Source organism: Streptomyces sp. NPDC058646 (assembly GCF_042716875.1).
Classification (GTDB): Bacteria; Actinomycetota; Actinomycetes; order Streptomycetales; family Streptomycetaceae; genus Streptomyces.
In genome coordinates this window covers 141,303-167,368 of record NZ_JBHXRK010000014.1, presented here as the reverse complement: position 1 = coordinate 167,368, position 26,066 = coordinate 141,303, and the positions used below count along the sequence as shown (strand labels likewise).

Below are 26,066 nucleotides of genomic sequence, written 5' to 3'. Positions count from 1 at the left end.
GTGCGGGAGCAGGAAAGGGGCGGTGAGAACCGGAGCGGCCGCGAGGGCCGCCAGGAACTGCCGCCCCAGAGTCCCGAGGAGCAGGCGCGGGCGATCTGCCTGCGCCTGCTCACCGGGAGCCCGCGCACCCGGCGCCAGCTCGCGGACGCCCTGCACAAGCGGGGCATCCCCGAGGAGGTGTCGCAGCAGGTCCTCTCCCGGTACGAGGAGGTGGGCCTGATCGACGACGCCGCTTTCGCCGGGGCCTGGGTCGAGTCCCGCCACCGAGGACGGGGCCTGGCCCGCCGGGCCCTCGCGCAGGAGCTGCGGACCAAGGGGGTGCACGCCACCCTCGTGGAGGAGGCCCTGGAGCGGCTGGACTCCGAGCAGGAGGAGCACACCGCCCGGGAGCTCGTCGAGCGCAGACTCCGCTCCACCCGGGGCCTGGAGCGGGACAAGCGGATCCGGCGCCTCGCCGGGATGCTCGCCCGCAAGGGCTACCCGGAAGGCATGGCCCTGCGGGTGGTCCGCCGTGCGCTGGAGGCGGAGGGCGACGAAGCCGAGGACCTGGGGTACCCGGGGGAGTGAAGGCGCCAGGCCCGGGCCGCAACCCCGGCCGGGAGCCGTGTCCGGGCAGTCCGCCCGAACACCGCCGCAGGGCCGGGGCGGTCCCGGCGCCGGACGGGGCGGGTCAGGGACCGGTGACGGGGAGGCCCGCGGACTTCCAGGCCTGGAAGCCGCCCGTCAGGTCCGTGGCGCGGTGAAGTCCCAGGGCGTGGAGGGAGACCGCCGCCAGGCTGGAGGCGTAACCCTCGTTGCAGATCACCACCACCCGCAGGCCGTGACCCGTGGCCTCGGCGGCGCGGTGGCTGCCCAAGGGGTCGAGGCGCCACTCCAGTTCGTTGCGCTCGACCACCAGCGCGCCCGGGATCAGGCCGTCGCGTTCCCGCAGGGCCTGGTAGCGGATGTCCACCAGCAGGGCGCCGGACAGGGACTCCTCGTAGGCCTCCTGGGGCGTGACGCGGGTCAATCCCGCGCGGACCCGCTCCAGCAGCTCGTCGATCCCGACCGGGACGGGCCCGCTCACTGCCACTCCGCCGGACGCTCGACGTGTTCCAGGGTCAGCACCGGACCGGTGCGGCTGTAGCGGCGGATCAGCGGGAGCGGCGGGTAGTAGGCGTGCACGGAGACCGCGTGCTCCGCCGGGGACCCGTTGAGCACCTCGTGCACGTGGTGCTCGCCGAAGGCCCGCCCGCTGCCCGGTCCCAGACTGCGGCTGCGGTCCACATCGGGGGCGAGCTGCAGCGCATGCCAGCCCTCCGACGGCAGGTGCACGGCCAGCGAGTGCTCGGTGAGGTGGCCCCGGGCGACGGCGAACGCGCCCCGGGACTCGGCGTGGTCGTGCCAGCCGGTACCGGTGCCCGGAGGCCAGCCGATCAGCCAGGCCTCACTGCCGGCCGGGCCGTCGAGCCGGACCCAGGTGCGGCCCTGCGGGTCGAGCGGCAGGGAGGCGACGACCTCCGGATCGGCGGCGGTGCGCAGGGCGAAGTCGAGGAGCTGGGCGGCTGTGGGCCCCCCGGACAGCACGGACTCGGGGGTGTACGCGGGTGCAGACATGAAACGGGACCGTTCCTGGGGTTCGCGGAAGTGCGCGCGGGCCGCCGGCGGTGCGGGGCGCGGGGCGCGCGGGAAAAGGGCGAATCAGCAGGAAGGGCGACACACGCAGCCCGCGTAGCGGAGCAGGTCCATGTGGACCCTCCGCCACAGGCGTACGTCGTTGCCGGTCATGCCCGCGAGTGAACCACGAGCTGCCGGGCCGGTCAATCGGCCACAGCGGAAGGTGTCGTGGAGGGAACGGCGAGCGGAGTCGGAGCGCCCGCGCGGACCGCGTCCGCAGCCTCGTACAGTTCCGCCGGGCGGACCCCGGCGAAGGTCGCCGCGAGGTGCCCGTCCGGCCGGACCAGGAGCACGGTGTGCGCCGGGGCCCCCGGGTAGGCGTCCGCCACCAGCAGGTCCGTGCGGACCGGGAGGGCGCTCACCGCCGCGGCGAGACGGGGCATCAGCCCGGCGCCGAGCCAGTGGCGCCGGTCCCAGACCCCGGTGCCCGGAGCGACCAGGAGCACCAGCAGCCGGCCCCGCCCGAGCAGGTCGCGCAGCGGAACGGTGGATCCGTCGGGCGCCGTCACCGCCACGTTCGCCACCGGGCCGCCGGGTGCGGTCGCCGTCGGGACCTCCCGTACGGCCACCGGCGGGGCGTACGTCGGCTCCGCGCCCAGCGGCCCCCGCCCCAGGTGCCCGTCGGTCAGGAGGGCCTCGGCGGAGCGCGAGGCCCCGGGGAGGTAGGTGCGCAGGCCGCCTCCGGCCCGCAGCACCGGCATCGCCTGGTCGGCCGCGCGCAGCCGGGACGCCACCGCCGTGCGCCGCTCGGCCTCGTAGCTGTCGAGGAGGGCCTCGGAGGCCCCCTGGTGCCAGTCCAGGGCCAGTTTCCAGGCCAGGTTCTCGGCGTCGCGGAGCCCCTCCTCGACGCCCTGGGTGCCGAGCGCGCCCAGCAGGTGGGCGGCGTCCCCGGCGAGGAAGGCCCGGCCGTCGCGCCAGCGGCGGGCGAGGCGGTGGTGCAGCGTGTGGACCCCGGTGTCAAGGAGGTCGTACCGCGGGGTCGTGCCCCCGCACCAGGAGGCGAGGGTGTCCCGGATCAGGTTCACCAGGGTGTCCGGGGTCACCAGGTCCCCGCGGCCCGGGAGCAGCCAGTCCAGCCGCCACACCCCGTCCGGCAGCGGCCGCGCGGTGACCTCGGCCAGCCGGTCGTTGTGGCCGCGGTGCAGCAAGGCCTCGCCCGGCCAGGGGAGGTCGGTGCGCAGGGCGGCCACGGCGTGCCGTTCCACGGCGGTGCGGCCCGGAAAGCGGATGCCGAGCAGTTTGCGCACGGTCGAACGGGCGCCGTCGCAGCCGACCAGATGGCTCCCCCGCCACCACGTGGTCTCGGCGCCCCGGGTGTGGGCGGTGACCCCGCGGCCGTCCTGTTCGACGGCGTCCAGGCGGCAGTCGGTGACCAGCTGGACCAGGGGGTGCGCGGCGGCCGCAGCGCGCAGCCCGCGGGTGAGGGCGTGCTGCGGCAGGTGCAGGGGGGCGGGGCCGTCGTCGAAGGTGCTGCGCTGCGCGGACTGGCGGCGGCGCATGGTGCGCCAGGCGGCGAAGTACGCGCCCTCGTCGCGCAGGGTGGCGCAGCCCAGGCGGTTCGCCATGGCCGCGGTGTCGGCGTGCAGGACGACCGTACGGGCGGGGCGGGATTCCTCCTTGCCGGGCCCTTCGTCGAGCACGACGGAGGGCACGCCCTGGCCGGCCAGGGCGAGGGACAGGGACAGTCCGACGGGCCCCGCGCCGACGACGATCACCGGGTCCATGGCGCGGCTCCCGATGTCCGGTATGTGATCACAGAACGTATGCAACCCACTGGAGGTGCCTGCGTCAAGTGACACCTGTCCGGGAACGCCGCGTGGTGCGGCGGAAGAGTTCCGCCGCACCACGCGTACTACGCACTATGACTGACCCTACGTCAGGCCACGGGCGGGTTCGAACCGGGAGGGAGAGGGGACTAGACGGCCCCGCTGTTCGCCCCGGTGGCCATGTCGTCGACCTTGGGGACGACCGCACCGGTGCTCTTCGTCGACCGGCGCAGCCGGCCCTCCAGCCAGGAGGCGAAGCTGGTGAGGGCGAAGTTCACGGCGATGTAGAGCAGGGCGATCACGACGAGGGTCGCGATGGTGTTGCTGTAGTTGGCCGAGATCTGCCGGTTCATCGACAGTAGTTCGCCGTATCCCAGTACGGCGCCGCCCAGCGCGGTGTCCTTGAGGATCACCACGAGCTGGCTGACCAGAGCCGGCAGCATCGCCGTGACGGCCTGCGGGATCAGCACGTGGGCCATGGTCTGGCCCTTGCGCATGCCGATGGCCTTGGCCGCGTCGGTCTGGCCGGAGGGCAGGGACAGCACGCCCGCCCGGACGATCTCGGCGATGACGGCCGCGTTGTACAGGACCAGGCCGGTCACCACCGCGTACAGCGGGCGGATGTCCGAGGAGACGTCCGTGAACTGCGCGTACAGGGCGAAGCCGAACAGCATCAGCATCAGCACCGGGATGGCGCGGAAGAACTCGACGACCGCGCCGACCGGGACACGGACCCAGGCATGGTCGGAGAGGCGGCCGATGCCCAGCAGGGCGCCCAGCGGGATCGCGATCACCATGGCGATCGCGCCGGCCTTGAGGGTCTCCAGCAGGCCGGGGATCAGGAACGTCGTCCAGATCTCGCCTTCGGCGACGAAGGGGCTCCACTTGTCGGCGTCGAGCTGGCTCTTCTGCGCCATGAGGGACAGTGCCCACCACAGGGCCAGTCCGACCAGCACGACGAAGATGCCGCTGTAGATCCAGTTGCGCGCCTTGGCCTTGGGGCCCGGGGCGTCGTACAGCACCGAGGTCATCGCTTCACCGCCACTCGTTTGGCCACCCAGCCCAGGACCAGGCCGGTCGGCAGGGTCAGCAGGACGAAGCCCAGGGCGAAGACCCCGAAGACGGCGAAGAGCGCGTCCGCCTCGTTCTCGACCATTTCCTTCATCAGCAGGGCCGCCTCTGCCACGCCGATGGCCGCCGCCACCGTGGTGTTCTTGGTGAGTGCGATCAGTACGTTCGTGAGCGGTGCGACGACCGCCCGGAAGGCCTGGGGGAGCACGATCAGTGTGAGCACCTGGAAGAAGCTCAGGCCCAGGGCGCGGGCCGCCTCGGCCTGGCCCACGGGGACCGTGTTGATGCCCGAGCGCAGCGCCTCGCAGACGAAGGTGCCGGTGTAGGCGGTCAGTCCGAGGACCGCGAGCCGGAAACCCGTCTCCTTGAACGTGTCACCGCCCAGCGAGACGCCGAGGGTCTGACTGAGGCCCAGCGAGCAGGCGATGATCAGCACGGTCAGCGGGGTGTTGCGTACGAGGTTGACGTACGCGGTACCGAAGCCCCGCATCATCGGGACCGGGCTGACCCGCATCCCGGCCAGGGCGGTACCCCATATGAGGGATCCGACCGCCGAGTAGAGGGTGAGCTGAACCGTCACCCAGAAGGCTCCGAGCAGGTCGTACTGCCCGGAATCAAGAAAATCGAACACGATGCCCTGCGCTCTCCCCAGGATGGCCGGCGAGGTGCGTCGCCGCCCGTGACAGGGGGGCGGCGACGCTCCTCACCGGTGAATCAGCTGCCTTCGGTGATCTGCGGGGCCGGCTCGTTCTTGTAGTCGGCCGGGCCGAAGTTCTTCTTCACGGCCGCTTCCCAGGCGCCGTCCGCGACCATCTTCTTGAGCGCGGCGTTGATCTTGGTCTGAAGGTCCTTGTCGCCCTTCTTCAGGCCGATGCCGTAGTTCTCGTTGCTCAGGCTCAGCCCGACCAGCTTGAACTTGCCCTTGTTCTTGTCCTGCGCCGCGTAGCCCGCCAGGATCGAGTTGTCCGTGGTCAGCGCATCGACGGCCTTGTTCTCCAGACCCGTCAGGCACTCGGAGTAGCCGCCCTGCTCCAGCAGGTCCGCCTCGGGGGCCAGCTTGGTCTTGACGTTCTGCGCCGAGGTGGAGCCGGTGACCGAGCAGAGCTTCTTCTTGTTCAGGTCCTCGGCCTTGGTGATGCTGGTGTCGTCGGCGCGGACGAGCAGGTCCTGGTGCGCGAGGAAGTACGGGCCGGCGAAGTCGACCTTCTCCTTGCGCTTGTCGTTGATCGAGTAGCTCGCGACGACGAACTTGACGTCGCCGTTGGCGATCAGGTTCTCGCGCTCGGCGCTGACCGCCTGCTTCCACTCGATCTGCTCGGGGGTGTAGCCGAGCTCCTTGGCCACGTAGGTCGCGACGTCGACGTCGAAGCCCGTGTACTTGCCGTCGGGGGTCTTGAGGCCCACACCCGGCTGGTCGAACTTGATGCCGATGACGACCTTGTCCTTGGCGCCACCGCTCGCGGTGCTGCCCGCTTCCTTGTCGCTGGAACCGCCACAGGCGGTCGCGGTCAGCGCCAGGGTGACGGCGATGGCCGCAACCGCACCGGTCTTGAAAACCTTCATGGTGAACTTCCCTCGGATGAGACGGTGTTGAACGACGGGCGACGTGTGCGACGGACGCACCGCCCGCAGGAACGGCTGCGGCGGTGACCCGCCCACCGGATGACTACCAGACGCGGCCGTCAGTGGTGAAGGATCTTCGACAGGAAGTCCTTGGCCCGGTCGCTGCGCGGGTTGCTGAAGAACGCCTCGGGCTCGGCCTCTTCGACGATCTTTCCGTCGGCCATGAAGACGACGCGGTTGGCCGCCGAGCGGGCGAAGCCCATCTCGTGCGTGACGACCACCATCGTCATGCCCTCCCGGGCGAGCTGCTGCATGACCTCCAGCACCTCGTTGATCATTTCCGGGTCGAGGGCCGACGTGGGCTCGTCGAAGAGCATCACCTTCGGCTCCATGGCCAGCGCGCGGGCGATCGCCACGCGCTGCTGCTGACCGCCGGAGAGCTGCGCCGGGTACTTGTCGGCCTGGGAGCCGACGCCCACCCGGTCCAGCAGGGCCACTGCCTTCTCGTGCGCCTTGGCCTGGTCGGTCTTGCGGACCTTGACCTGGCCCAGCATGACGTTCTGCAGCACCGTCTTGTGTGCGAAGAGGTTGAACGACTGGAACACCATGCCGACGTCGGCACGCAGCCGGGCCAGTTCCCTGCCCTCCGAGGGCAGTTCCTTGCCGTCGAGCGTGATGGTGCCCGAATCGATGGTCTCCAGGCGGTTGATGGTCCGGCACAGCGTGGACTTGCCCGATCCCGAAGGACCGATCACGACGACGACCTCACCGCGGGCAATGCTCAGATTGATGTCCTGAAGCACGTGCAGCGCGCCGAAGTGCTTGTTGACGTCGCTCAGTACGACCAGGTCGTCCGCGGCGCCGGCCGCGTCCTGCACGTCCTTGGTCACTGATACTCCGCTCATCGGCTTCTTGCTCCGTCCTCCTCGGTTGGGAGGACAGTAGTGACGTCCTGCGCACAGCGTCATCACATCTGAGGGAGAATTGAGGATAACGATCCGGCCTCCCCCCGATACGCTCCGTACTCCTTCCCCTACGGCCCTCCGCGTACGCGTACCGGGTGCATAACGGAAGGCGCGCCGGACCGGAACCCTCTTGACGTGGGAGTCTTCATCGGCATGGATGCAGGGTGGTCCTGAACGGAAGCTGAAGCAGATGCCACCGAACGAAGAAGAGGAGAGGGGGACGCCATGAGACTGCTGCTCGTCGAGGACGACGACCACGTAGCCGCCGCCCTGTCCGCGATCCTCGCCCGGCACGGCTTCCGGGTGACCCACGCACGCAACGGCGAGGAGGCCCTGCAGGCGCTGCTGCCCGCCGGAGCCCCGGCCGGCGCCTCTCCCTACGGTGTGATCCTGCTCGACCTCGGCCTGCCCGACCAGGACGGCTACGAGGTGTGCGGCAAGATCCGCAAGCGCACCGCCACCCCGGTCATCATGGTCACCGCGCGGGCCGACGTCCGCTCGCGGATCCACGGCCTGAACATGGGCGCCGACGACTACGTCACCAAGCCCTACGACACCGGCGAACTGCTCGCCCGCATCCACGCCGTCGCCCGGCGCACCGGCGCCTCCGAGGAGGCCGCCGCCACCGGAACCGCCGCGCCCGCCGTCGTGCGGCTCGGCCCGGTCAGCATCGAGCTGCCCACCCGCCGCGTCAGCGTGGACGGCGTCGACGTACCCCTCACCCGCAAGGAATTCGACCTCCTCGCCCTGCTCGCCCAGCGACCCGGTGTCGTCTTCCGCCGGGAGCAGATCATCAGCGAGGTGTGGCGCACCAGCTGGGAGGGGACCGGGCGGACCCTGGAGGTCCACGTCGCCTCCCTGCGCTCCAAGCTCGCGATGCCCGCCCTCATCGAGACCGTCCGCGGGGTGGGCTACCGGCTCGTCGCCCCGGCCGCCTCCTAGCGGGGCCCCCGCATGCGCGCCCGGCTGCTCCCCCTGCTCGTCATCCTGATGGCGGGCACCCTGCTCGCGCTCGGCTTCCCCCTCGCCGTGAGCCTGGCCGCCGGACAGCAGCAGCGGGTGGTCGTCGACCGGATCGACGACAGCGCCCGCTTCGCCGCGCTCGCCCAGTTCGTCATCGACGCCGAGAGCTCCGGCGCCTCGGGAGCCGACGAGCGCCGGGGCACCCTCCAGCGCGAACTGGCCCGCTACCAGGAGCTGTACGGCATCCGAGTTGGCATCTTCTACCGCGACGCCAGCGCCAGGGCCCGCTCGCCCGGCTGGTGGCAGCTGCCCGAGACCGCCGAGGGCCAGCGCGCCTTCGAAGCGGCCCTGGCGGGCCGGCGCAGCCACGACCCCGCCCAGGTATGGCCCTGGCAGACCGACGGCAAGCTCCTCGTGATCTCCCCGGTCGTCCTCGACGGCGACGTGGTCGGGGTCATTGCGACCGAATCGCCCACCGACCTCATGCGCGGCCGGATCCTGCGCGGCTGGCTGCTCATCATCGGCGGACTCGCCGCCGCGATGCTCGTCGCCTTCGGCGCCGCCCTGCGGCTCACCAGCTGGGTGCTCAAGCCCGTACGGACCCTGGACGCGGCCGCCCACGGCATCGCGACGGGGCGGATGAACTCCCGCGTGGCGGCTGCCGGCGGGCCGCCCGAACTCCAGCGCCTCGCCGTCTCCTTCAACGAGATGGCCGACAACGTCGAAGAGGTGCTGGAGCAGCAGCGGGCGTTCGTCGCGGACGCCTCCCACCAGCTGCGCAACCCGCTCGCCGCGCTGCTCCTGCGGATCGAGCTGCTCGCCCTCGAACTGCCGGAGGGGAACGAGGAGATCGCCTCCGTACGCACCGAGGGCAAGCGTCTCACCCAGGTGCTGGACGACCTGCTGGACCTGGCGCTGGCCGAGCACGCCTCCGCAGAGATCAGCCTCACCGACATCGGGGCGCTGACCGCCGAGCGGGTCGCGGCCTGGCGCCCGTACGCGGAGGAGAAGGGCGTCCGGCTCGCCGCGACGGGCCTCGGCGCCGTCACCGGCTGGGCCGACCCCATCGCCCTGTCCAGCGCGCTCGACGCCGTCATCGACAACGCCCTCAAGTTCACCCCCGCCGGGGAGGAGGTCGAGGTGTCGGTCGCCGCCGCCGGACACTCCGTCCACGTGGTCGTCGCCGACCGCGGCCCCGGCCTCACCGAGGAGGAGCTGCTGCGCGTCGGCGACCGCTTCTGGCGCAGCGGCCGGCACCAGAACGTCAAGGGCTCCGGACTCGGCCTGTCGATCTCCCGCACCCTGCTGGCCGCGGGCGGCGGGTCCCTCGCGTACGAGACGAACCCGCCGCACGGGCTGCGCGTGACGGTGGCGGTGCCGCGCACCCACCCCGGCACCGGCTGAGGGCCCCCGCCCCCGCCCCGCTACCAGGCGAAGGCGGTCCGCGCCGGCGCGGAGGCCGCGTACAGCTCGTCCACGGCGCGCACCTCCAGCACCGCCGCCCGCTCCCGGCCCGCGCGCAGCACCTCGGGCAGGTGGAGGGCCGTGCCGCAGGTGCCGCCGAGGAAGCGGCGGGTGCCGCCGGGCAGGACGCGGTGCACCTCGTAGTGGCGGAGCCCGGCGGCCGGCCCCGGTGCCCGGTGCCAGCGCAGGCGCAGAGCCGCCCCGCCGTCCCGCGGGGCCGAGGCCTCCACCGTGAGGGGGGCGGGCGCGGCCGGAGGCCGGGTCCGGCCGGCCGCGCGCACCGACAGGGCCCCGAGCCGCCAGGCCACCGGCGCGCCGCCGCGGGCGGTGATCCGTACCGCCAGCCCGTACGCCGTCCCGCCCGGCAGCGCCGCGAGCCCGTACCGCGTCGTGCGCCAGCCCGACCCGTAGCCCTGACCGTCGACGTCCGCGTCCGCGCCCGCCTCCGGGTCCCCGGCGGGCAGGGCTGCGGCGCAGTGCCAGGTGTACGGGACGGGCCCGCCCGGGACGGCCGGCTCCCGGGTGGCCACGCCGACCTCCACGGAGACCGGGCCCATCGACTCGGTGGCGTGCACCAGCTCCAGTACCGTCGGGCGGCCCAGCGGCAGCCGGGTGCAGTGCAGCCCCACCACGGCCGGGGCGGTCAGCGGGCCCGTCACCAGGAGGCTGGAGCCGCCGCGCCAGGCACGGCCGAAGTCCAGGCTCACGGAAGGCCGTTCACCGGCGGTGTCCACGACCCAGCGGCGGCCCGGCAGCCGGTCCTGGAGCCCCAGGTGGTTCCACGGGGCGTCGGAGGTGACCCGGCCCTCCTCGTACCAGCGCTCCCCGTGCCCGGTGTTGAAGGCGCAGGCGAACGGCAGCGAGGCGACGGTGGAGCGGTCGGCGACGACCGTGGCCGGAGCCCGCCAGGTGCCCTCGGGCGCCGGACGGGAGGGGTCGAGGGACTCGCCCGTCCAGAACCGGTCGTCGGCCCGGTGGAAGGCGCCGGGGGAGCGGTCGGCGAGGTGGTTGCGGGTCCACTCGGGCCGGTAGAAGCCGTAGCTGACGACGTGGTCGCGCCCGCGCGGGACGATCGCGTCCCAGTCGACCGCGGAGTCCCAGCCGCGGGACTCGGTGTCCACCGCCGCCCACAGTTCGTGGCGGGAACGGCCCAGCCGGCCGGCGAGGGCGCCGGAGGCGGCCAGGGTCTGCGGGGTCCAGCGGAAGTCCACGAACATCGTGTCCGCGACCGGCCCGGACCGGTCCTCGAAGAACTCCTGGTTCAGGGCGTTGAGCTCCCCCTGCCAGCCGACGCGGCCGGTGCTGTTCATCGCGTCGTACCAGGTGATCCGCAGGCCGTGCGGGGCGCCCGCCGCCCGCAGGGCGCGCAGGAACGCCCGCATCCGCGAGGCCAGTTCGCTGTCGCCGCCGTCCGTCTCGGCATTGACGAACCAGCCGTCGAACCCGTACGCCCGGGCCACCTGCACGAGCTGCTCCGCGATCGGGAAGCGGCCCGCCGCGTCCTGCTGGACCAGCTCCCGGGTCCACCGGAGGTCGCCGCCGTAAGCCACCGGCGGCAGGAACACGTTGCCCGTCACCCGGACCCCGTTGCGGTGGGCGGCGTCGACGACGGGCGCGTTCGGGGCCAGGACGATGCCCTCGCCCGAGGAGCCGCCCCAGAAGACCAGCTCGTCGATGTACGCCCAGTGCGTCAGCGCGTAGGAGTCGGCGGTGGCGGAGCCCTGGGACGGGTTCCCGGCGGTCGGGCCGAAGGAGACGAGGGAGGAGATCCGGGCCTGGCCGGCCCGGACGCCGGGGTGGGGCGGTACGGGGGTGAAGCGCGGCGCGAGCGGCACCGTCGCGGTGTTGTGGGCGAGGTCGCGGTCGGTGCCGGGGCTCCACTCCTTGAGCGAGCGCCACACGATCCCGGGACCGGGGGCGCCCTGCGGCAGCGAGTCCGGGTACCAGTACGAGGCGTACGGGGCCAGGTCGGCCGGGGTCGCCGGACCGGCCGGCGGCACGGCGGGGGCGGCCAGGGCCGGCGCGGGCCCGCCGCCCAGCAGGGCGAGGGCTCCCGCCCCGGCCCCGGCGGCGAGCACCCCGCGCCGGGCCGGGGGCGGGCCGGAACGGGCGGTGGTACGAGGGTCGACGCCGTTGTCGTTCTCGGACATGCGGGGCTCCTCGGATGGGGGAAGGAGGTCAGATGCCGACCTCGTGGACGCGCAGCACCTCGGTGATGCCGCGCGCGGCCAGATGTGCCGGGTCCTCGGCGAGCCCGGCCAGCACCACCGCCGGCCGGACCCCGTCCGCGGCCAGCGCCGACCAGGCTTCGAAGAAGGCACCGCCCGGGGCGCACACCGAACGCCGCGGCCCGTCCTGCGGCGCGTCCTGCGCCCCGCCGACGTCGACGGCCAGCGCCGTGGACCGGGGTGCGGGGCGGTGCTCCCGGCCCCGCCACTCCTCGGCGATCCGCGCGACGACGGCCCCGGCGGGCTTGACGCCACGTTCGTTGGTCAGCAGGCCCAGGCCGTACTCGAGCTCCGGGAAGTCCGCGAGCCCCCGGGACACGTCGTGCGAGCACCACCAGGTCACCCCCCACAGGCCGGGGCAGTCCACGGCGTTCGCGAGGGTGGCCCCGGTGAACCGCGCCGCACCCTCCGGGGGGATCAGCGGCGCGGGGGCGCCGACCTCCTGGAGCCACACCGGGCGGTGCGGGTCGAGCGCCCAGGCCTTGGACAGCTCCACCAGGTACGCGGCGTGGTGCTCGGTCGCGGCACCGGTCGGGCCGTGGCGCTGCGCGGTGCCGTTGAACACCCAGGAGTGGACGGCCGTGGCGGCGCCGAGCCGGGCGGCCTGGGCGGCGGTGAAGGGGTGGCCGTCCTGGTACCAGGCGGCGTCGTACTCGGCGTGCAGGTGGAACCGTCCGGGCGCGCCCTGCTCGCAGGCGGCCAGCATCCGCTCCAGCCAGCGGGAGGCCTGGCCGGGGGTGATGCGGTCGGGATCGGGGTGCGGGGCGCCGGAGAACTGGTTGATCTCGTTCCCGACGGTCATGCCGAGGAAGTTCGGCCGGCCGGCGAGGGCCCCGGCCAGCGTGCGCAGGTACTCCTCCTGCGCGGCCACGACCTCCGGATCGCTGAAGATGTTCCGCCGGTGCCAGGTCCGGGTCCAGGCGGGCAGGAAGTCGAAGCTGGACAGGTGCCCTTGCAGCCCGTCCACGTCGACGTCGAGTCCGCGCTCGGCCGCTGCGTCGGCGAGCGCGACGAGCTGCTCCACGGCGCGCGGCCGGATCAGCGTCCGGTTCGGCTGGAACACCGGCCAGAGCGGGAAGACCCGGATGTGGTCCAGTCCGAGCGCGGCGATCGAGTCGAGGTCGGCGCCGACCTCGTCGAGGTCGAAGTCGAGCCAGTGGTGGAACCAGCCGCGCGCCGGGGTGTAGTTGACGCCGAACCGGAGCGTGCGGGAGGACCCGGAAAGGGCGCCTTGGTCGGCCATGGGGAGTCCTGGAGTTCGGGGAATTCACCGGGCGCCCCACAACCTGCCGCCCCCTCCCGGGGAAAGTCAACAGGGCCCGCATCCGGACGGGGGCGGCCCGGCCGACGGGAATGACCCGGCCTCGAACCCGCTTGCCCGTACGGGTACTTATGCGCTTCAGACCCGTTGACAAGCGGGTACTGAGATCCCAGGCTGACGGTACCTAATGCGGTTTAGCTCCGTCCGTTCCAAGGCGTCGCGCAAGGACGTGTGCGGAAAGGAACAGCTCCATTCCGGCCGTCTCCGCAAAACCTTCCCGCAAAACACCCCCGTCCCTGTTCACCGGACCGCCCGGCAGTCCTTCCCAGGCGGTCGGCTCCTCATCCGCGGACAGCGCCCGACGGCCCGTGTGTCCGGGGCCGCTGTACGGTCGGGCCCCCGCCGTCCACCCGCCGCACCCGACGACGCCGACGCACCCGAAGGATGATGAGGCAGGTCATGGCCCGCAGACCCACCATCAAGGACATCGCCCGCCGGGCCGGGGTGTCGGAGAGCGCCGTGTCCTTCGCGCTCAACGACCGGCCGGGCGTCTCCCAGGACACCCGCGCCCGGATCCGCCGGGTCGCCGAGGAACTCGGCTGGCAGCCCAACAGCGCCGCCCGCGCCCTGTCCGGCGAACGCTCCGGGGCGGTGGGCCTCGTGCTGGCCCGGCCCGCCCACACGCTCGGCGTCGAGTCCTTCTTCCTCCAACTCGTCTCCGGCATACAGGAAGTCCTCTCCGCCTCCCGGATCGCCCTGCTGTTCCAGGTCGTCGACGACATCGACGCGGAGTGCGCGCTCTACCGCCGCTGGTGGGCCGAGCGGCGGGTCGACGGCGTCCTCGTCGTCGACCCGCGTACCCACGACCCGCGCCCCGGCCTCCTGGAGGAGCTGGCCCTGCCCGCGGTCACCGTCGGCGAGGGCGCGCCCGGCCGGCCCGCCGCCACCGTCTCCTCGGTCGGCGCGGACGACGCCGGAGCCATGGCCGAGGTCCTCGCCCACCTGTACGGGCTCGGCCACCGCAGGATCGTCCACGTCGCCGGGCTGCCCGGCCTCGCCCACACCGCCCGCCGCATGGACTCCCTGCGCACGGAGGCGGCGCGCCGCGGCCTCGGCCCGGACCAGGTGCGCTCGGTGGTCACCGACTACTCCGACGCCGAGGGCGCGGCAGCCACCCGCCGGGTCCTCGCCGAGCCCGAGCCCCCCACCGCGCTGATCTACGACAACGACGTGATGGCCGTCGCCGGCAGCGCCGTCGCCGCCGAGCTGGGCATCCCGGTGCCCGGCCGGCTCTCCGTCGTGGCCTGGGACGATTCCGCGCTCTGCCGGGTCACCCACCCCCGGCTCACCGCCCTGGTCCGCGACACCGCGGGCTTCGGGCGGCTGGCCGCGCAGGAGCTCCTGGCCGTGCTCGCGGGGAGCCCCCCGAGGGTCCGCGCGAGCGAGCGGCCCCGGCTGGAGCCCCGCGGGAGCACGGCCCCGCCCCCGGCGCATACTGAATCCTGAACCCCTCCTGGAGCTGCCACCGTGATCACCCCCACCGCCCCCTTCCCCGCACCGCGGGCCGCTGCCTCGGCCGCGGGCCCGACGGTGGCGATCGACATCGGCGGAACGAAGATCGCCGGTGCGCTGGTGCACCCCGACGGCACGATGACCGCCACCACCCGCACCCCGACGCCCCGCGACGCCGGTGCGGAAGCCGTCATGGCCGCGGTCACCGAGGTCATCGCGGACCTGTCCGGCTCGCCGCTGTGGCCCTCGGTGGCCCGCTGCGGGATCGGCAGCGCCGGCCCGGTCGACGCCTCACGGGGCACGGTGTCCCCGGTCAACATCGGGGCCTGGCGGCAGTACCCGCTCCAGGCCCGGATCTCCGCGCAGCTGGCGGCCCACGGGGCGGACGTCCCGACCGTGCTGGCCGGCGACGGGGTCGCCATGACCGCCGCCGAGCACTGGCTGGGCGCGGCCCGCGGGCACGCGAACGCGCTCTGCATGGTGGTCTCCACGGGCGTCGGAGGCGGCCTCGTCCTGAACAACCAGCTCCACCCCGGCCCCACCGGCAACGCGGGCCACATCGGCCACATCAGCGTGGCCTTCGACGGCGAGCCCTGCGTCTGCGGCGGCCACGGCTGCGTCGAGTCCATCGCCTCGGGCACGGCGATCGCGGCCTGGGCCCTCGCCCACGGCTGGACCCCGGCGGACGACGCCACGGCGGCGGGCGTGGCCGCGGCCGCCGCGGCCGGCGACCCCGTCGCCCTGGCGGCCTTCGACCGGGCGGGCCGCGCCCTGGCCGCTGCCATCGCGGCGACGGCGACCCTCGTGGAGACGGACATCGCGGTCATCGGCGGCGGTGTCGCCGCCTGCGGAGACACCCTCTTCACACCGATCCGCAGCCACCTCGCGGCCTACGCCACCCTCTCCTTCGTCAAGGACCTCCAGGTGGTCCCGGCGGCCCTGGGCACCCACGCGGGCCTGATCGGCGCCGCCGCGGCAGCACTGATGCTGCTGCCGACCTGACAGCAGAGGCACCGGGACGCGAAGGTCAGGGCTTGACCGAGCGGTAGTACCGGCCGGCGCCCTCGTGCAGGTCCAGCGGGTCCGTGTAGATGGCCGTCCGCAGGTCCACCAGCTGCGCCGCGTGCACCTGGCGCCCGATGTCGTCGCGGCTGAGGATCACGGTGCGGGTGAACTGCTCCGTCAGCTCCGGGTCCGTGCCCTCCGTGGTCACCAGCAGGTTCGGCACGGCCACCGTCGCCACCGCGCTCGTGTTGCGCGCCCGCGCGTAGGCGTCCTGCGGCATCACCGCCGCCCGGTAGTAGCGCGCCGGGCTCCCGCTGCCCTGGAGCTGCTCCACCAGGTCGCCGAGCTGCACCAACCGGATCTCGAAGCGCTCCGACAGCTCCCGCACGGCGTTGGTGGGAAGGCCGCCGGACCAGAAGAACGCGTCGATCCGACCGGCCTCCAGCTCGGCCGGCATGGTGTCGATCCCTATGGACACCGTGGTGAGGTCCTTCGCCGGGTCCAGCCCCGCCGCCGTCAGCAGGCGCTCCGAGATCAGCCGCACACCCGACCCGGCCTGTCCGACGGCGACCCGCTTGCCCCGCAGGTCACGCGCCGACTGCACCGGGGACCCGGCCGGCACCACCAGCTGCACGTAGTCGTCGTAGAGCCGCGCGCAGCCGCGCAGCAGCTGCGCGCCGGGCTTCCCGTCGAGCCGGTACTTGGCGACCGCGTCCGCCGTTGCCACCGTGAAGTCGGCCTGGCCGTCGGCCACCCGCTGGAGGTTCTGCTGCGAGCCCTCACTGGTCTCCAGCCGGACCCCGACGCCGGGCATGTCCTGCTTGAGCGCCTCCTCCAGCAGCTGCCCGTACCGGTGGTACACCCCGGTCTGCACACCCGTGCTGAAGGTCAGCTCACCCTTCAGCTCCGGCTCGCCGAAGGGCCGCAGCCACCACACCAGGGCAGCGAGCACGGCCAGCACCGCCACGATCCCCCGCAGGGCGTGGCGCCTGCTGATCCGGGGCGGTACGAGAGGCATGCCGGCGATCCTGCCACCCGCCCGTCCTCCTGTCACGGCCCGGGGGACCGGAGGCCTCCGCGGCAGCGCCTACCCTTGTTCCATGACCAGCAGCAGCGACCGGAGCACGGCAGTGGACCTTAAGGGAACTTACGAGGTGCGCACCTACGGGTGCCAGATGAACGTGCACGACTCCGAGCGGCTCTCCGGTCTGCTGGAGGACGCGGGCTACGTCCGCGCGCCCGAGGGCTGCGACGGGGACGCCGACGTCGTGGTCTTCAACACCTGCGCCGTCCGCGAGAACGCCGACAACAAGCTGTACGGCAACCTCGGCCGGCTCGCCCCGATGAAGACGAAGCGCCCCGGCATGCAGATCGCCGTCGGCGGCTGCCTCGCCCAGAAGGACCGCGACACGATCGTCAAGCGGGCCCCCTGGGTCGACGTCGTCTTCGGTACGCACAACATCGGCAAGCTCCCCGTGCTGCTGGAGCGCGCCCGGATCCAGGAAGAGGCGCAGGTCGAGATCGCCGAGTCGCTGGAGGCCTTCCCCTCCACGCTCCCGACCCGCCGCGAGTCCGCGTACGCCGCCTGGGTCTCCATCTCCGTCGGCTGCAACAACACCTGCACCTTCTGCATCGTCCCGGCGCTGCGCGGCAAGGAAGAGGACCGGCGCCCCGGCGACATCCTCGCCGAGGTGGAAGCGCTGGTCGCCGAGGGCGTCTCGGAGATCACCCTGCTCGGGCAGAACGTGAACGCCTACGGTTCCGACCTCGGCGACCGCGAGGCGTTCAGCAAGCTGCTGCGCGCCTGCGGCCGGATCGAGGGCCTGGAGCGGGTCCGCTTCACCTCCCCGCACCCGCGCGACTTCACCGACGACGTGATCGCGGCCATGGCCGAGACCCCGAACGTGATGCCGCAGCTGCACATGCCGATGCAGTCCGGCTCGGACCCGATCCTGAAGGCCATGCGCCGCTCGTACCGCCAGGAGCGCTTCCTCGGCATCATCGAGAAGGTCCGCGCGGCCATCCCGCACGCCGCGATCTCCACCGACATCATCGTGGGCTTCCCCGGTGAGACGGAGGAGGACTTCCAGCAGACGATGCACGCCGTGCGCGAGGCCCGCTTCGCGAACGCGTTCACCTTCCAGTACTCCAAGCGGCCCGGCACCCCCGCGGCCGACATGGACGGGCAGATCCCCAAGGAGGTCGTGCAGGACCGCTACATGCGCCTGGTCGCCCTCCAGGAGGAGATCTCCTGGGAGGAGAACAAGAAGCAGGTCGGCCGCACCCTGGAGGTCATGGTCGCGGAGGGCGAGGGCCGCAAGGACGGCGCGACGCACCGGCTCTCCGGCCGGGCCCCCGACAACCGCCTGGTGCACTTCACCAAGCCGGAGCAGGAGGTCCGCCCCGGCGACGTGGTCACCGTCGCCATCACCTACGCGGCCCCCCACCACCTGCTGGCCGAGGGCCCGACCCTGGGCGTGCGCCGCACCCGTGCGGGCGACGCCTGGGAGAAGCGCAACGCCGCTCCGGCCCAGCCCGCGGGCGTCATGCTCGGCATCCCGACCCTGGGCGTCCCGGCCCCCCTCCCGGCCACCACATCAGGCTGCGCGGCACCCACGTCCTGACCCCACGGGCACGGTCGGCCTCCGGCCCCGGCGGAGCCCGGCGGTCGGCAGGACCCACCCCCGGCCCCGCCCGGTGACGGCTAGGCTGCGGATCATGCTCGTAGCCGCCGCCGTCTGTCCCGCCCCGCCGCTGCTCGTGCCGGAGGTCGCCGCGGGGGCCGCCGCCGAACTCGGCGCCGCCCGCACCGCCTGCTCCGACGCGCTCGCCGTGCTCGCCGCCTCGCGGCCCGACCTGCTCGTCGTCGTCGGAGCCGTTGTCGGAGCCGCCGGCCAGGAGGACGAGGGCCCGTATCCGCCCGGCTCCCGCGGCACCTTCCGCGGCTTCGGCGTCGACGCCGACGTCCAGCTCGGCGAGGGCGGGACGGGCCCCCGGCCGCTGCCCGTCCCGCTGGCGGTCGGTGCCTGGCTGCTCGGGCACGCCCGGTGGGGCGCCGCCCCGGTCGAGGGGCTCGGCGTGCGGGAGTCGCTGGAGACCCCGCGGTGCCTGGAGGCCGGCCGCGAGCTGGCCGGGCGCAAGGCGCGCGTCGCGCTGCTCGTGATGGGCGACGGCAGCGCCTGCCGGACCCTCAAGGCCCCCGGCTACCTGGACGAGCGCGCCGCGGGCTTCGACGCCGGAGCAGCCCGCGCCCTGGGCGCCGCCGACACGGCCGCGCTGGCCGCCCTCGACGCAGGTCTCGCCGCGGAGCTGCAAGCCGCCGGCCGGGCCCCCTGGCAGGTGCTGGCGGGCGCGGCCGAGGGTGCGGGCCTCGACGGGCGGCTGCTGTACGAGGACGCCCCGTACGGCGTGGGCTACTTCGTGGCCGCCTGGTCCTGACGGGCGGCCCGGACGCCGGACACGACGAAGGGGCGCGGAACCCTCAGGTCCCGCGCCCCTTCCGGTATCGCGTCAGGTAGCCGCCGGCGGCGTCGTCGGCCCCCCGGGTGCGTCCTTGTGCGCGATCTTGCCCAGGGCGTCCTTCGCCTTGCCCGTTCCGCTCGTGATCTGGCCGCTGTACTTGCCCTTGGTCTTGGAGTCCACGACCTTGGCCACCTTGTCCAGACTCTCGCCGATCCTGCCCTCGTGCTGCTGCGCGAGGTCTCCGACCTTGTCCTTCGCCGGAGCGAGCTTGGCCTTCAGATTGTCCAGCAGGCCCATGGGTCACCTTCCAGTGGCGGGTGGCTTACGTGCGGGCGCCCTCGCCGGTCTCGCTGTCCGCGGCCACCTCGGCCGACTGCTGGTTCGGAATCTCCACGGCTTCCGCCACCGGAGCTTCCGCGGCAACCGGCTCGGCCTCGGCCGTTCCGGCCGCCGTCAGGCCCCCGGCCGCGCCCTCCTCGGCCGCAACCTCGTCCTTACGGCGAAAAAACCGATCAAAAACGCCCATGTCTACTCCCGTAACGTTACTCGTGTGAGTGAGGTTCCGCCTTGGCCCGACCGGCCTCCGCCGGGCGTACGCCGGGCAGAACCTCGCCAGGGCAACGACCCCGGCCCCGCCCCGTCACGTAACCCGATCGGGTACATGGCCGTGTCTTGACCGGGGGCTGCGAGACTGGGTCGGTGAGGAAAGCAGCCCCCGCCCAGCGGGTCATCGCCGTCGTCGGTCCCACGGCAGCCGGAAAGTCCGATCTGGGCGTCGCCCTGGCCCGCCGTTTCGACGGCGAAGTCGTCAACGCCGACTCCATGCAGCTGTACCGGGGGATGGACATCGGCACCGCCAAGCTGACGACCGGGGAGCGGGGCGGGGTCCCGCACCACCTCCTCGACATCTGGGACGTCACCGAGACCGCGAGCGTCGCCGAGTACCAGCGCCTGGCCCGCGCCGAGATCGACCGGCTGCTCGCGCAGGGCCGTACGCCCGTCCTCGTCGGCGGATCGGGACTGTACGTCCGCGGAGCCCTGGACGCCATGGAGTTCCCCGGGACCGACCCCGAGGTCCGGGCCCGGCTGGAGGAGGAGGCCGTGCTGCGCGGCCCCGGCGCCCTGCACGCCCGGCTCGCCGCCGCCGACCCGGCCGCGGCCAAGGCGATCCTGCCCAGCAACGGCCGGCGCATCGTCCGCGCGCTGGAGGTGATCGAGATCACCGGCCGCCCCTTCACCGCCAACCTCCCCGGTCACGAGTCCGTCTACGACACCGTGCAGATCGGTGTCGACGTGGCCCGGCCCGAGCTCGACGAGCGGATCGCGCGGCGGGTGGACCGTATGTGGGAGGACGGCCTGGTGGACGAGGTGCGGGCCCTGGAGGCCCGCGGTCTGCGCGACGGGATCACCGCCTCCCGGGCGCTCGGCTACCAGCAGGTACTGGCCGCGCTCGCGGGGGAGTGCACCGAGGACGAGGCCCGCGCCGAGACGGTCCGGGCGACCAAGAGGTTCGCCCGCCGCCAGGACTCCTGGTTCCGCCGCGATCCGCGGGTCCACTGGCTCAGCGGGGCGGCCGCCGACCGGGGGGAACTCCCCGGACTCGCGCAGTCGTTGGTCGAACGACCGGTCACAGCCTGATCACGTGATGGCATCGGGAAGCCCCGGGCGCCCGTCCGGGGTCCGGGACCGTGCCATCATCAAACTCCGGCCGGTGCGGTCACCGGCGGCGAACATGCGACGTTCGAAGTCCGAGTGGGGAGGGCGCGTGGCGATGGAGGCCGGCCCTCGCGACACCGGGCGGGACGACGCCCGGCAAGAAGTACAGCCGACGCTTCACGACACTGCGGGCGTGCCCGCCGGTTCCGGGGTGCCCGACGGGCCCGACGGCCTCGGTCTGCCCGCCGATCCCGCGCGGCTGACCCCGGACGGTCCCGACACGCCGGACCCCGCCGAGGCGGCCGCCGCCTCCGGACCGGAGTACGAGGTGGAACTGCGTCCGCAGCGCCGCCTGCGCCTGTGGCAGATCGCGCCCATCGTGATGCTCGCCGCGGCCGGCTCCCTGATGTTCGCCTTCCCCCTCGCCTTCGAGTTCGGCGACGGCGGAGCCGTGGTGGCCATGCTCGGCTTCCTCATCAGCTGCTGCGCGGGCGGCTGGGGCATGATGGCCGCCCGCCGCGTGGGCCACACCTGGCCCGGGCTCCCGGCCCGCGGCAGCGGCCGGCGCCCCGACTGGCGGATGGCCGCGTTGTACGCCGCGTGCGCACTGGCCGTCGTAGCCCTCGCCGTCTACCGGGTCGCCCGGCTGCGCTGACCGCGCCTCGGGCACCGCGACACCGCTGAGCTGGGGCTCGCTACGATGGGCGGGTGACGCACAGCACCCTCTCCTTCCTCAAGGGCCACGGCACCGAGAACGACTTCGTGATCGTCCCGGACCCGGACAACGCCGTCGAGCTGACCCCGGCCGCCGTCGCCAAGCTGTGCGACCGGCGGGCCGGCATCGGCGCCGACGGCGTCCTGCACGTCGTCCGGTCCGCCGCCCACCCCGAGGCGGCCCACCTGGCCGACGAGGCGGAGTGGTTCATGGACTACCGCAACAGCGACGGCTCCGTCGCCGAGATGTGCGGCAACGGCGTACGCGTCTTCGCCCGCTACCTCCACCACGCCGGCCACGTCGAGCCCGGCGGCCTCGCCGTGGCCACCCGGGGCGGCATCAAGCGCGTCCACCTGGACAAGAGCGGCGACGTCACCGTCTCCATGGGCCGCGCCGCGCTCCCCGAGGGCGAGGTCACCGTCACCGTCGGGGACCGCACCTGGCCCGCGCGCAACGTGAACATGGGCAACCCGCACGCCGTGGCCTTCGTCGAGAACCTCGACCACGCCGGGGACCTGTTCACCGCCCCGCCCTTCAGCCCCGCCTCCGCGTACCCCACCGGCGTCAACGTCGAGTTCGTCGTCGACCGCGGCCCCCGGCACGTCGCCATGCGCGTCCACGAACGCGGCTCCGGCGAGACCCGCTCCTGCGGCACCGGCGCCTGTGCCGTCGCCGTGGCCGCCATCCGCCGCGACGGCGCGGACCCGGCCGTCACCGGCGCACCGGTCACCTACACCGTCGACCTCCCCGGCGGCACCCTGGTCATCACCGAGCACCCCGACGGGCAGATCGACATGACCGGACCGGCCGTCATCGTGGCCACGGGCGAGTTCGACGCGGACTGGCTCTCCGAAACGGCTTTCGGCTGAAGCTTCCCTCTAATGGGTGATCCGTTTCACGCTGAGCGAGAGGTGGACTGCGCCACGTGGTGGGGTCGGTAACATCAGGCACCGGCCCTGAGGGCTCACCCCATGCCCACCACCGCCGGTCGAAGCCGCCGGAGGTGCCCATGAGTGCAGAGGCCACGAACCCCGAAGCACACCCCGAAGCGTGCCCCGAACCCCGCAGACGGGGCCGGACCAGGCTCGATCTGCGCCGGCTCGGGCGCGCGGCCCTGCTCGGCCCCGCGTCCCGGGACCGCCTCCCGGACGCGATCGGCCACGTGGCCGAGGCGCACCGTGCCCACCATCCGGACGCCGATCTGTCCATCCTGCGGCGGGCGTACCTCCTCGCGGAGACCTCGCACCGCGGCCAGATGCGCAAGAGCGGTGAGCCGTACATCACACACCCGCTCGCCGTCACCCTGATCCTCGCCGAACTCGGCGCCGAGACCACCACGCTGACGGCCTCTCTGCTCCACGACACGGTCGAGGACACGGACGTGACCCTCGACCAGGTCCGTGCGGAGTTCGGCGACGAGGTCTGCTTCATCGTCGACGGCGTCACCAAGGTGGAGAAGATCGACTACGGCGCCGCCGCCGAACCCGAAACCTTCCGCAAGATGCTCGTCGCCACCGGCAACGACGTCCGCGTGATGTCCATCAAACTCGCCGACCGGCTGCACAACATGCGCACCCTCGGCGTGATGCGCCCCGAGAAACAGGCCCGCATCGCCAAGGTCACCCGTGACGTCCTCATCCCGCTGGCCGAACGGCTCGGCGTACAGGCCCTGAAGACCGAACTGGAAGACCTCGTCTTCGCGATCCTGCATCCCGAGGAGTACGAGAGCACCCGCGCGCTCATCGCGGCCCACGCGGGCGAGCGCGACCCGCTGCCCGCCATCGCCGACTCCGTACGGGCCGTCCTGCGCGAGGCCGGCATCGCCGCCGAAGTACTGGTCCGGCCCCGGCACTTCGTCTCCGTGCACCGGATCGCCCTGAGCCGCGGCGAGCTGCGCGGCTCCGACTTCGGCCGCATCCTCGTCCTGGTCGGCGAGAACGCCGACTGCTACGCGGTCCTGGGCGAGCTGCACACCTGCTTCACCCCCGTCGTCTCGGAGTTCAAGGACTTCATCGCCGTCCCGAAGTTCAACCTCTACCAGTCGCTGCACACCGCCGTGGCCACCCCCGAGGGATGCGTAGCCGAGGTCATCGTGCGGACCCGGCAGATGCACCACGTCGCGGAAGCCGGCGTGGTCGCGCTCGGCAACCCGTACGCCACCGGGACCCCGGAGGCCGGGGCGGACCCGGACGAGGAGCGGGCGGATCCGACCCGGCCCGGCTGGCTGTCGCGGCTGCTCGACTGGCAGCAGTCCGCGCCCGACCCCGACACCTTCTGGACCGTGCTGCGCGCGGACCTCGCACAGGACCGGGAGATCACGGTGTTCCGGGCGGACGGCGGGACCCTGGGCCTGCCCGCCGGGGCCAGCTGCATCGACGCCGCCTACGCGCAGCACGGCGAGGCCGCCCACGGCTGTATCGGCGCCCGGGTCAACGGGCGCCTCACCTCATTGGCCTCCCGGCTGTCCGACGGCGACACCGTGCAGCTGCTGCTCGCCCAGGACGCCTCCTCGGGGCCGGCCGCCGAATGGCTGGAGCACGCGCGCACCCCCGCCGCCCGGATCGCCATCGCCGGCTGGCTCGAAGCCCATCCCGGCCGGGCGATGGCCACCACCACGGCCGCGCGGGCACCCCTGTCCGTCGTCGGGGCCCGCGGCGGCGGCGCCAACGCGGTCGCCGACCTCCCCGACGCCACCGTACGGCTGGCCGGCTGCTGCACGCCGGTGCCGCCCGACGCGGTCGCCGGGTTCGTCGTACGGGGCGGGGCCGTCACCGTGCACCGCATCCACTGCGCGGCGGTGGCCCGGATGCGGGCGGTGGGGCGGACCTCCGTCGCCGTGCACTGGCGCGCGACCGCGGACTGCCGGGTCACGCTCGTCGCTGAATCGTTCGGCCGCCCGCACCTCCTGGCCGATCTCACCGAGGCCATCGCCCGCGAGGGCGTCGAGGTCGTCTCCGCGACCGTGGAAGCGCCGGTCGAACAGCGGGTCCGGCACACCTACACCCTCCAGCTCCCCGACGCGGCGGGCCTGCCCGCGCTGATGCGGGCGATGCGGGACGTGCCCGGCGTGTACGACGTCAGCCGCGCCTGAGCCGGCCCGCCCGCCCGGACAGGGCCCGGGGCGGGGCCGATCGGGCCGGGCGCGGGGGGTGCAGCAGCGGAGGAACCCGTTCGGGTGGCGCCGTCGCGCGTCGGGCGCGGCCGGGGGACGGGCGCTGGTAAGCGATGGGGATGCAGCTCTCCTCCCGCCGCCTGCGTGCCGCCCTGCTCGCCGCGGCCTCCCTCACCCTCGTCGCCGCCGTGCTGCCCCCGCCGCAGGCGCTGGGCATCGGCGACCGCCTCTTCCCGGAACTCGGCAACCCCGGGTACGACGTGCTCTCGTACGACCTGTCCTTCGCCTACAAGGACAACCGCACCCCGCTCGACGCGGTCACCGTCATCAACGCCCGCACCCTGCATCCCCTGGAGCGGATCAACCTGGACTTCAGCCACGGAAAGGTGGCGTCGGCCGAGGTCAACGGGGTGCCGGCCCGGTTCGCGAGCGTGGGCGAGGACCTGGTCCTGACCCCCGCCCGACCGGTGGGGGAGAACACCGCGCTGCGCATCACCGTCCGGCACACCAGCGACCCCCGCGGCGCCGGTGACGGAGGCTGGGTGCCCACCGAGGACGGCCTGGCCATGGCGAACCAGGCGGACGCCGCCCACCGCGTCTTCCCCTGCAACGACCACCCGGCCGACAAGGCGCTCTTCACCTTCCGGGTCACCGCCCCGGCCGGGCTCACGGTCGTCGCCAACGGGGTGCCGGGGCCGCTGCCGGCCCTCAGGACGGGCCGCGCCACGTCATGGACGTACCGGACCCTGCACCCGATGGCCACCGAACTGGCGCAGGTCTCGATCGGCCGCTCCGCCGTCGTGCACGGCACGGGCCCGCACGGTCTGCCCCTGCGCGACGTGGTCCCCGCCGCGGACCGGCAGCGGCTGGACCCCTGGCTGAAGAAGACCGCGGGGCACATCGCGTGGATGGAACAGCGGGTCGGCCGCTACCCCTTCGAGAACTACGGGGTCCTGATCGCGCGGGCGAACACCGGTTTCGAGCTGGAGACGCAGACCCTCTCGCTCTTCGAGCACAGCCTGTTCTCGGGCGAGGGCTACCCCGACTGGTACGTCGAGTCCGTCATGGTCCACGAGCTGGCCCACCAGTGGTTCGGCGACAGCGTCTCCCCCCGGACCTGGTCCGACCTGTGGCTGAACGAGGGCCACGCCACCTGGTACGAGGCCCTCTACGCGGACGGGCTCGGCAAGTACTCCCTGGAGCGGCGCATGCGCGAGGCGTACCAGCGCTCCGACCAGTGGCGGGCGGCCGGCGGGCCCCCGGCCGCCCCGAAGGCGTCCGCCCCCGGGGAGAAGATCGGCCTGTTCCGGCCCGTGGTCTACGACGGGTCCGCGCTGATCCTCTACGCCCTGCGGCAGGAGATCGGCGCCGAGGCCTTCGACCGGATCGAGCGGCGCTGGGTGGCGGAGCACAAGGACGGGGTCGCGGGTACGGAGGACTTCGTACGCCTGGCCTCGCAGGAGGCGGGCCGGGACCTGACGGCCTTCCTGGAGCCGTGGCTGTACGGGAAGACGACCCCGGCGATGCCCGGCCACCCGGAGTGGGGTGGTCCGGCGAAGGCCTGACGGCCACCGGTCACGGACACACGGGCGCGGGGGAGGGACGACGGCGTCCGAAAAGGGTGTGACGGCCGAGGAACGGGCATGTCACCATCGACGGGCCCGTTC

Annotated in this window: 25 protein-coding genes; 12 read left to right on the top strand and 13 right to left on the bottom strand. The window is 73.4% G+C overall.

Annotation, left to right across the window (positions count from 1 at the left end; genetic code table 11):
* Complete coding sequence (recX, locus tag ACFWUZ_RS19135) at nucleotides 1–567, top strand: recombination regulator RecX (protein ID WP_384373725.1); 567 nt, start codon at nucleotides 1–3, stop codon at nucleotides 565–567.
* A gap of 103 nt (nucleotides 568–670) precedes the next feature.
* Here recX and ACFWUZ_RS19130 read toward each other — a convergent pair whose 3' ends face one another.
* The 8 genes from ACFWUZ_RS19130 to ACFWUZ_RS19095 form a co-directional block, all read right to left on the bottom strand.
* On the bottom strand, nucleotides 671–1,072 hold the full coding sequence (locus ACFWUZ_RS19130; protein WP_384373722.1) for a rhodanese-like domain-containing protein: 402 nt from the start codon (nucleotides 1,070–1,072) through the stop codon (nucleotides 671–673).
* Complete coding sequence (locus tag ACFWUZ_RS19125; protein ID WP_384373719.1) at nucleotides 1,063–1,596, bottom strand: cysteine dioxygenase; 534 nt, start codon at nucleotides 1,594–1,596, stop codon at nucleotides 1,063–1,065. Before ACFWUZ_RS19125 ends, ACFWUZ_RS19130 begins: the two co-directional genes overlap by 10 nt.
* Nucleotides 1,597–1,680: 84 nt before the next feature.
* Entirely contained in the window at nucleotides 1,681–1,767 is an 87-nt protein-coding gene (locus ACFWUZ_RS19120) for a putative leader peptide (protein WP_311318651.1), read from the bottom strand.
* A gap of 32 nt (nucleotides 1,768–1,799) precedes the next feature.
* Nucleotides 1,800–3,380: an FAD-dependent monooxygenase gene (locus tag ACFWUZ_RS19115; protein ID WP_384373716.1), complete on the bottom strand. Its 1,581-nt coding sequence runs from the start codon at nucleotides 3,378–3,380 to the stop codon at nucleotides 1,800–1,802.
* A gap of 191 nt (nucleotides 3,381–3,571) precedes the next feature.
* Nucleotides 3,572–4,453 (bottom strand): amino acid ABC transporter permease, encoded by an 882-nt coding sequence (locus ACFWUZ_RS19110; RefSeq protein ID WP_384373713.1) that lies wholly within the window; start codon nucleotides 4,451–4,453, stop codon nucleotides 3,572–3,574.
* Nucleotides 4,450–5,124: an amino acid ABC transporter permease gene (locus ACFWUZ_RS19105; RefSeq protein ID WP_384373709.1), complete on the bottom strand. Its 675-nt coding sequence runs from the start codon at nucleotides 5,122–5,124 to the stop codon at nucleotides 4,450–4,452. The genes ACFWUZ_RS19110 and ACFWUZ_RS19105 overlap by 4 nt, the downstream gene beginning before the upstream one ends.
* 83 nt (nucleotides 5,125–5,207) lie before the next feature.
* The gene (locus ACFWUZ_RS19100) at nucleotides 5,208–6,056 is read right to left on the bottom strand and encodes a glutamate ABC transporter substrate-binding protein (protein ID WP_384373706.1); all 849 of its coding nucleotides are present in this window, start codon (nucleotides 6,054–6,056) and stop codon (nucleotides 5,208–5,210) included.
* A gap of 119 nt (nucleotides 6,057–6,175) precedes the next feature.
* A complete protein-coding gene (locus ACFWUZ_RS19095) occupies nucleotides 6,176–6,961 on the bottom strand; it encodes an amino acid ABC transporter ATP-binding protein (protein WP_384373703.1) in 786 nt (261 codons plus the stop codon).
* Nucleotides 6,962–7,246: 285 nt separating this feature from the next.
* Here ACFWUZ_RS19095 and ACFWUZ_RS19090 point away from each other — a divergent pair, with 285 nt between their 5' ends.
* Nucleotides 7,247–7,963 carry a response regulator transcription factor gene (locus ACFWUZ_RS19090; protein ID WP_384373700.1) on the top strand — a complete coding sequence of 239 codons (717 nt, stop codon included), beginning with the start codon at nucleotides 7,247–7,249 and terminating at the stop codon, nucleotides 7,961–7,963.
* 12 nt (nucleotides 7,964–7,975) lie between these two features.
* On the top strand, nucleotides 7,976–9,388 hold the full coding sequence (locus ACFWUZ_RS19085; RefSeq protein WP_384373697.1) for an ATP-binding protein: 1,413 nt from the start codon (nucleotides 7,976–7,978) through the stop codon (nucleotides 9,386–9,388).
* 20 nt (nucleotides 9,389–9,408) lie between these two features.
* Here the strand turns inward: ACFWUZ_RS19085 and ACFWUZ_RS19080 are convergent, their stop codons facing one another.
* Nucleotides 9,409–11,598 carry an endo-beta-N-acetylglucosaminidase gene (locus ACFWUZ_RS19080; RefSeq protein WP_384373694.1) on the bottom strand — a complete coding sequence of 730 codons (2,190 nt, stop codon included), beginning with the start codon at nucleotides 11,596–11,598 and terminating at the stop codon, nucleotides 9,409–9,411.
* Between the two features lie 28 nt (nucleotides 11,599–11,626).
* Nucleotides 11,627–12,919: a glycosyl hydrolase gene (locus ACFWUZ_RS19075; protein WP_384373691.1), complete on the bottom strand. Its 1,293-nt coding sequence runs from the start codon at nucleotides 12,917–12,919 to the stop codon at nucleotides 11,627–11,629.
* A gap of 477 nt (nucleotides 12,920–13,396) precedes the next feature.
* Between ACFWUZ_RS19075 and ACFWUZ_RS19070 the strand changes: the two genes are divergently transcribed.
* Both ACFWUZ_RS19070 and ACFWUZ_RS19065 read left to right on the top strand, forming a co-directional pair.
* Complete coding sequence (locus ACFWUZ_RS19070; protein ID WP_384373687.1) at nucleotides 13,397–14,443, top strand: LacI family DNA-binding transcriptional regulator; 1,047 nt, start codon at nucleotides 13,397–13,399, stop codon at nucleotides 14,441–14,443.
* Nucleotides 14,444–14,527: 84 nt separating this feature from the next.
* Nucleotides 14,528–15,451: an ROK family protein gene (locus ACFWUZ_RS19065; RefSeq protein WP_384373806.1), complete on the top strand. Its 924-nt coding sequence runs from the start codon at nucleotides 14,528–14,530 to the stop codon at nucleotides 15,449–15,451.
* 25 nt (nucleotides 15,452–15,476) lie between these two features.
* On the opposite strand, the gene ACFWUZ_RS19060 is transcribed toward ACFWUZ_RS19065, so the two are convergent.
* The gene (locus tag ACFWUZ_RS19060; RefSeq protein WP_384373684.1) at nucleotides 15,477–16,472 is read right to left on the bottom strand and encodes a TAXI family TRAP transporter solute-binding subunit; all 996 of its coding nucleotides are present in this window, start codon (nucleotides 16,470–16,472) and stop codon (nucleotides 15,477–15,479) included.
* Nucleotides 16,473–16,554: 82 nt separating this feature from the next.
* Between ACFWUZ_RS19060 and miaB the strand changes: the two genes are divergently transcribed.
* Both miaB and ACFWUZ_RS19050 read left to right on the top strand, forming a co-directional pair.
* The gene (gene miaB / locus ACFWUZ_RS19055; protein ID WP_384373681.1) at nucleotides 16,555–18,078 is read left to right on the top strand and encodes a tRNA (N6-isopentenyl adenosine(37)-C2)-methylthiotransferase MiaB; all 1,524 of its coding nucleotides are present in this window, start codon (nucleotides 16,555–16,557) and stop codon (nucleotides 18,076–18,078) included.
* Nucleotides 18,079–18,172: 94 nt separating this feature from the next.
* Nucleotides 18,173–18,892: a hypothetical protein gene (locus ACFWUZ_RS19050; RefSeq protein ID WP_384373678.1), complete on the top strand. Its 720-nt coding sequence runs from the start codon at nucleotides 18,173–18,175 to the stop codon at nucleotides 18,890–18,892.
* Between the two features lie 72 nt (nucleotides 18,893–18,964).
* Here the strand turns inward: ACFWUZ_RS19050 and ACFWUZ_RS19045 are convergent, their stop codons facing one another.
* Nucleotides 18,965–19,213 (bottom strand): antitoxin, encoded by a 249-nt coding sequence (locus tag ACFWUZ_RS19045; RefSeq protein ID WP_384373675.1) that lies wholly within the window; start codon nucleotides 19,211–19,213, stop codon nucleotides 18,965–18,967.
* Between the two features lie 25 nt (nucleotides 19,214–19,238).
* Nucleotides 19,239–19,442: a gliding motility protein gene (locus tag ACFWUZ_RS19040; protein ID WP_384373672.1), complete on the bottom strand. Its 204-nt coding sequence runs from the start codon at nucleotides 19,440–19,442 to the stop codon at nucleotides 19,239–19,241.
* Nucleotides 19,443–19,615: 173 nt separating this feature from the next.
* Between ACFWUZ_RS19040 and miaA the strand changes: the two genes are divergently transcribed.
* The 5 genes from miaA to ACFWUZ_RS19015 all read left to right on the top strand — a co-directional run bounded on the left by miaA (nucleotide 19,616) and on the right by ACFWUZ_RS19015 (nucleotide 25,964).
* On the top strand, nucleotides 19,616–20,554 hold the full coding sequence (gene miaA / locus ACFWUZ_RS19035; protein WP_384373669.1) for a tRNA (adenosine(37)-N6)-dimethylallyltransferase MiaA: 939 nt from the start codon (nucleotides 19,616–19,618) through the stop codon (nucleotides 20,552–20,554).
* A gap of 133 nt (nucleotides 20,555–20,687) precedes the next feature.
* On the top strand, nucleotides 20,688–21,227 hold the full coding sequence (locus ACFWUZ_RS19030; protein WP_384373803.1) for a hypothetical protein: 540 nt from the start codon (nucleotides 20,688–20,690) through the stop codon (nucleotides 21,225–21,227).
* A gap of 53 nt (nucleotides 21,228–21,280) precedes the next feature.
* Nucleotides 21,281–22,156, top strand: a complete 876-nt coding sequence (gene dapF / locus ACFWUZ_RS19025) for a diaminopimelate epimerase (protein ID WP_384373665.1) — start codon at nucleotides 21,281–21,283, stop codon at nucleotides 22,154–22,156.
* Nucleotides 22,157–22,296: 140 nt separating this feature from the next.
* Complete coding sequence (locus tag ACFWUZ_RS19020; protein ID WP_384373662.1) at nucleotides 22,297–24,378, top strand: RelA/SpoT family protein; 2,082 nt, start codon at nucleotides 22,297–22,299, stop codon at nucleotides 24,376–24,378.
* Between the two features lie 140 nt (nucleotides 24,379–24,518).
* Nucleotides 24,519–25,964, top strand: a complete 1,446-nt coding sequence (locus ACFWUZ_RS19015) for a M1 family metallopeptidase (RefSeq protein WP_384373659.1) — start codon at nucleotides 24,519–24,521, stop codon at nucleotides 25,962–25,964.
* Nucleotides 25,965–26,066 lie beyond the last annotated feature (102 nt).